This is a genomic window from Ferrovibrio sp. (assembly GCF_036381655.1).
GTDB lineage: Bacteria > Pseudomonadota > Alphaproteobacteria > Ferrovibrionales > Ferrovibrionaceae > Ferrovibrio.
On record NZ_DASVCJ010000042.1, the window covers coordinates 1 to 5490 of the forward strand.

The 5490-nt window shown below is 67.0% G+C and carries 6 protein-coding genes; 1 reads left to right on the plus strand and 5 read right to left on the minus strand.

All coding sequences use genetic code 11. The features are described 5' to 3' along the window. Positions 1-165 precede the first annotated feature (165 nt). On the minus strand, positions 166-393 hold the full coding sequence (locus VF194_RS09090) for a hypothetical protein (protein ID WP_330890201.1): 228 nt from the start codon (positions 391-393) through the stop codon (positions 166-168). Positions 394-486: 93 nt separating this feature from the next. Here VF194_RS09090 and VF194_RS09095 point away from each other — a divergent pair, with 93 nt between their 5' ends. Then, positions 487-1083 (plus strand): TetR/AcrR family transcriptional regulator, encoded by a 597-nt coding sequence (locus VF194_RS09095; protein ID WP_330890203.1) that lies wholly within the window; start codon positions 487-489, stop codon positions 1081-1083. A gap of 18 nt (positions 1084-1101) precedes the next feature. On the opposite strand, the gene VF194_RS09100 is transcribed toward VF194_RS09095, so the two are convergent. The 4 genes from VF194_RS09100 to VF194_RS09115 all read right to left on the minus strand — a co-directional run. Next, entirely contained in the window at positions 1102-1674 is a 573-nt protein-coding gene (locus VF194_RS09100; protein WP_330890205.1) for a VUT family protein, read from the minus strand. A 100-nt stretch (positions 1675-1774) separates the two neighbouring features. After that, positions 1775-3376 (minus strand): cisplatin damage response ATP-dependent DNA ligase, encoded by a 1602-nt coding sequence (locus VF194_RS09105; RefSeq protein ID WP_330890207.1) that lies wholly within the window; start codon positions 3374-3376, stop codon positions 1775-1777. Continuing rightward, on the minus strand, positions 3373-4389 hold the full coding sequence (locus tag VF194_RS09110; protein WP_330890209.1) for a ligase-associated DNA damage response exonuclease: 1017 nt from the start codon (positions 4387-4389) through the stop codon (positions 3373-3375). Before VF194_RS09110 ends, VF194_RS09105 begins: the two co-directional genes overlap by 4 nt. A 39-nt stretch (positions 4390-4428) precedes the next feature. Then, positions 4429-5490, minus strand: a 1062-nt coding sequence (locus tag VF194_RS09115; protein ID WP_330890211.1) for a gamma-glutamyltransferase, incomplete at its 5' end; no start/stop codon positions are given.

Sequence of the window (5490 nt, forward strand, 5' to 3'; positions counted from 1 at the left end):
GCTGACCTCCTACCAGCAGGGATGGTGAATCTGATTCGTCGAAAACCCGAAACCCAAAACCGGCGCCGACTCACAAAGGACTCACCACCGTCTCAAACAGGTCCCAAGACACGATTCAGAGACATCGAACTACGCTCTAGGGCGCTCCGCTTCCTTGTCGTTCTGTCAGGCCTGCCTGGCGCCGCTCTTGGGCCGGGCCAGCGGGATCACCAGATAGACCATTCCGAGCACCATCGGCGGCACCGCCAGGGCGGTCACACCCGGAACCGGCCAGCCTGCGGTCAGCGGCGCGGTGATGAACAGGATCAGATTGATCAGCCCATAGGCGCCGGCCATCAGGATGGCCAGGAAGCGCAGGCGCGGCCAAACGGATACGAGCTTGTGCAATAGCATTGGCGACTCCATTCGAAACGGAACGGTTCGTTCCGTTAGTTGATATAAACGGATCGTTCCGTTATGACAAGAGGGAATCTCAAGGAGCCCGCCATGGCCGCAGCCAAAGCCGCCCCGCATCGCACCTCGATCGGCGCCCGGCGCAATCCGCAGACCGAGGCGGCGGTCCTTCAGGCCGCCCGCAACCTTTTGATTGAAAAAGGCTACGCCGGGTTTTCCATCGACGAGGTGGCGCGCCGGGCCGGCGCCGGAAAGCCGACCATCTACCGCTGGTGGCCGACCAAGGCGGACCTCTTCATTGCTGTCTATACCGCCGACAAGGATGCCGCCTTCGTCGTGCCCGATACCGGCAATCTGCGCCGCGACCTTGTCGCTTATACCAGCGCCCTGTGGTCCTTCTGGCGCAACAGCCCGTCGGGCCGCGCTTTTCGCGCCCTGATCGCCGAGGCCCAGGGCAGCGAGGCCGCGCTGGCGGCCTTGAAGGAGAAATTCCTCGCCACCCGGCTTGCCCCGCTGCGGCGTCTGTTCGAGCAGGCCGCCGCCCGCGGCGACATTCCCGCCGCCGGCATCGCGGCGCGGCTGGCCCTTTACGTCGGCTTCAACTGGTACCGGCTGCTGACCGGCGAGCTGGACGAGGATGCCGGCCTGATCGCCGCGGTCGCCGCCGTGATCGGCACCGACAAAGGCTGACCGCCGAAAGCCGGCCGCTCAGGCCGCCGGCTGGATGCCGAGCCTGGCGTCGCGGTTGCGCAGCAGCCGGATCGCCGGAATGGACAGCACTACCATCCAGGCCTTGCCGACGATCTGGCCAAGGAGGAAATCCAGGCTGCCGAAGGCGAGATGCAGAAAAACGACCGAATCGACCACCAGACCGGCCAGGCTGGAGGCGACCACCGCCAGCACCAGGCCGCGCCGCTGCAGCGGCGTGTAGACGGCGAAGTCGGCCAATTCCGACAGCAGGAAGGCGGCCGCCGACGCCACCACCCAGGCCGGCGGCGCGATCAGGCCGGACAAAACCGCGCCGACGGCTATGGCGCCGACCGACCACCATTTGCCGAGCCGGCGCTGCACCAGGTCGCGCAGCACCAGGGCCAGGCCGATCATCAGCACGCCGCTCGGCGCGGTAAGACTCCGCCCACCGAAACTGGGCGCCACCGGAATGAGGCAGGGCCCCTGTGGCACGCAGACGGTTCCGACATGGCCGATCAGCCAATTGGCGAGGGGCACGCAGGCAATGAAGCCGGCGAGAAAGACGAAACCTTCGAGGCGGATCCGCGACATATCAGGCTCCCGGGTAGCGCCGGGGGTATACGGCCTGCCCTGCCCCAACGCAACCCTGCTGCCCCGACACGGCCCTGCCGGCCAGTGCACCCTGGCTGCGTCAGTCCCTGATCCGGCTGAGCAGAGCCTCGAGCCGGTCGGCTTCGGCGGCGGGCTTGTCCCAGCGGATGCGGGCAATGCGCGGAAAGCGCAGGGCGATGCCGGATTTATGCCGCGGCGACCGCCGCAGGCCCTCATAGGCGATTTCCAATACCAGGGCCGGCTCCAGCCGCCGCACCGGGCCGAAGCGTTCGATGGTATGGCTGCGCACCCAGCGGTCGAGTTCGCGCAGTTCCTCGTCGGTAAAGCCGAAATAGGCCTTGCCGACCGGCACCAGCTCGGCCCTGCCGTCCGCCTCCTCGCGCCAGCAGCCGAAGGTGAAATCGGAATAATACGAGGAGCGCTTGCCATGGCCGCGCTGGGCATAGAGCAGCACGGCATCGACCGTATCCGGCGCGCGCTTCCATTTGAACCACAATCCCTTCGGCCGCCCGGCGACATAGGGGCCGTCACGCCGCTTCAGCATCAGGCCTTCGGCGCCAACCGATTCCGCCAGCGCCCGCGCCTTGGCCAGCTCCTGCCAGCTGTCGAACCGCAGCAGGGCGGAGAGATCGAAGCGCTCGATCATGGGCGTTCCAAGCACGCGCCGGCGATACCATTCTTCCAGTCGCTCCCTCCGCTGCACGAAGGGCTGGCCACGCAGATCCTCGTCGTCATCGAACAGGATGTCGTATAGCCGCACGAAGGCCGGCCGCGCTTTGATCTGTGCGGCGGAGACCGTCTTGCGGTTCAGCCGCTGCTGCAATTCATTGAAACTGCCATGCACCTCGCCCAGCCGGATCAGCAGTTCTCCATCCAGCACCGCGCGCAGGCCGGCCAGCTCCGCCAGTTCGGGAAAGCTGGCGCCGATCTCATCGCCGCCGCGCGAGATTATACGCGTCTGGCCCATGCCGCCCAGAAGCTGCACGCGGATACCGTCCCATTTCCATTCGGCGCAGAAATCCTCCGGCTTGAGCCTGGCGGCATCCGCCTCCTCCAGCGCCTGCGCCAGCATCAGCGGACGGAAGGAGGCGAGATGGTCGACCGCCGGCCGGGCAGCGCCGCGCTCCAGCCATCCGAACAGGCCGGCATAAGGCGGCGCCACTCCCGGCCAGACCTCCTCCACCTCGTCGATCGCGACATCGCCGAACGCGGCCAGGGCCATCTTGACCAGACGCTGCGAGACGCCGACCCGCAACTCGCCGGTGAACAGCTTGATCAACGCCCAGCGGCTGGTCGCATCCAGCCGGTCCAGCCAGTCAGCCAGCAGCATCGGCGCCTCGCTGCGGGCGGCAAGGCGCGCGCGTTCGACGACTTCGGACAGGCTCGGCGGCGCAGCTGTCGCCGCGCGATGCCGCGGCCAGATCAGCGCCACCGTCTCGGCCAGATCGCCGACGAAATCGAGCGACCAGCCGAACAGCACGGCATCGCTGCGGCTTTCGGCCAGGGCGCGGATCGCCGCCGGCTTGATCGCGGCTATATTTAGCGATCCGGTCAACGCCGCCAGAGCCCAGCCGCGGTCCGGATCGGACGTGGCGCGGAAATATGCCTGCAGATGGGCGAGCTTGGCATTGCGGCCCGGCGTGAAGATCAGGCGTTCGAGCAGGGCCGCAAAGGATTTCACGGCGCATCCTCTTCGTAGCCGAGCAGGGACAGCGCCCGCGCGCGGATGCCGCGCTGACCTGCGGCGTGGATCAGCGCCTCCTCCCGGCCATGCGTAACCCAGACCTCCGGCGCGGCGACCTCGTCGAGGGTTGCATTCAACTCGTCCCAATCGGCGTGATCGGAAATCACCAGCGGCAATTCCAGGCCGCGCTGCCTGGCGCGGAGCTTGACGGCGAACCAGCCCGAGGCCGCGGCGTTGACGGGGTCGGGCAAACGCCGCGCCCAGGGCTCGTCCCGCGCCGATGGCGGCGCCAGCACGATCTGCCCGGCCAGTTCCGCCTTCGCCGCGGCGGCGACAGCGCGCAGATCGCCCAAAGCCAGGCCGAGATCGCGATAGAGCTCGCACATCGCCGTCAGACCGCCATGCAGATAGATCGGCACGTCATAGCCCGTCTCGCGCAGCAGCATGATGACACGCTGCGCCTTACCCAAGGCATAGACGCCGACGAGATGCGCGCGGTCGGGAAACAGGACTACCGATTGCAGCAGCCTGGCGATCTCGGCCTTGTCATCGGGATGGTGGAAAATCGGCAGGCCGAACGTCGCCTCGGTGACGAAGACATCGCAATGCTGCACGGCGAAGGCGGCGCAGGTCGGATCGCGCCGCCTCTTGTAATCGCCCGAAACCACGGCACGAAAGCCCTGCCATTGCAGCACGGCCTGCGCCGAGCCAAGCACATGGCCGGCTGGCGCCAGCATCAGTTTCACGCCCTTGATGTCGATCGCTTCGCCATAACCCAAAGCCTGCTGCTGCCGGCCGGCCTGAGCGCCAAGCCGCAGCCGCATGATCGCCAATGTCTCCCTGGTGGCCAGCACATGCTCGTGGCCGGGCCGCGCGTGATCGCTATGGCCATGCGTGATCACCGCACGGTCAACCGCAACCGCCGGGTCGATATAGAAATCGCCAGGTTCGACATACAGGCCGCGCGGCGTCGGCTTCAGCCAGGAGGATGGATGATTCGTGCGGTCCATCCTTGCCGATCTAGCGCCAGGACCGCGGCCCGCAAGAGCCTATGCCCCCGCCATGCCGGCCCAGGGCTGCGCGATCTCCGTCATGCCGATGCGCGTGCCATCCGCTTCGATCATCACCGCCGACGGACAGGCATAGGCGAGCGGATAGGGATCGCGCCGCTTCTCGTCCGTCTGCGCAAATCGCGCCTTCACGGCTGTCTTGCTCGCCTCGTCCAGCAACGGATCGCAGAACGGCCGCCCGGGCGCGCTGACATCGATGCGGGGCTGATGGAAGGCTTCGTCCAGCGGCATGTTGTAATCGGCCAGGAAGGAGATGATCTGCATGATCGCCGGCATGATGCGCCGCCCGCCCGAAGCGCCGATGGCCAGCCATGGCCTGCCATCCTTCAGCGCCAGGCTGGGCAGCATGTTGCTCAACGGCCGTTTGCGCGGTCCGATGGAATTCGGCCGGCCCGGCCGCGTATCGAACCACATGACGCCGTTATTCATCAGCACGCCGCTATCGGGCAGCATCACGCGGCTGCCGAACAGCGAGAGCAGCGTCTGCGTCAGCGCCACCATGTTGCCGTCCTTGTCGATCACGCAAAGATGCGTGGTGCAGCCGCCCTGGTTCTCGGTATCGCCCATATTCGCCAGCCGCTTCTCGTAGGCCTCAGTCAGCCCCTCGGCATAGGCGACGAAGCTTTGCGGCCCCAGGCCTGCGCGGTCGAGTTTCGGTGCCGCGGCCGTCAGCGCGTCGCGCAGGCTCGGCCCTGCGGTCAATCCGGGCGGCAGCAGCAGCGTCTTGCCGGCATAATCGTAGCGCAGCGGCTCGACCAGCCGCGCGCGATAGCCGGACAGATCGTCCGCCGTGATGACCGAACCGCCGGCCGCGAGATCTCGGACCAATCTGCGGGCCAATTCGCCCTCGTAGAAATCGCGCGCGCCCGCCTGACTGAGCCGGCGCAAGCTGGCCAGCAGAGCCTCGTTCTTCAGCCGCGGCGCGACGCCGGTCCAATCGGCAAAGGGCGGAAAGCCGTCCGGCAGGAACATCGCGCGGGAAGCGGGGAAGCGCGCCAGGTCCTTCGCAGCGCTCGCCACAATCAGACTGAGGAACCAGTC

What these genes read in the sequence shown, in the direction of transcription:
- VF194_RS09090 (WP_330890201.1), bottom strand. Translation starts at nt 393, where the DNA reads ATGCTATTGCACAAGCTCGTATCCGTTTGGCCGCGCCTGCGCTTCCTG.
- VF194_RS09095 (WP_330890203.1), top strand. Translation starts at nt 487, where the DNA reads ATGGCCGCAGCCAAAGCCGCCCCGCATCGCACCTCGATCGGCGCCCGG.
- VF194_RS09100 (WP_330890205.1), bottom strand. Translation starts at nt 1,674, where the DNA reads ATGTCGCGGATCCGCCTCGAAGGTTTCGTCTTTCTCGCCGGCTTCATT.
- VF194_RS09110 (WP_330890209.1), bottom strand. Translation starts at nt 4,389, where the DNA reads ATGGACCGCACGAATCATCCATCCTCCTGGCTGAAGCCGACGCCGCGC.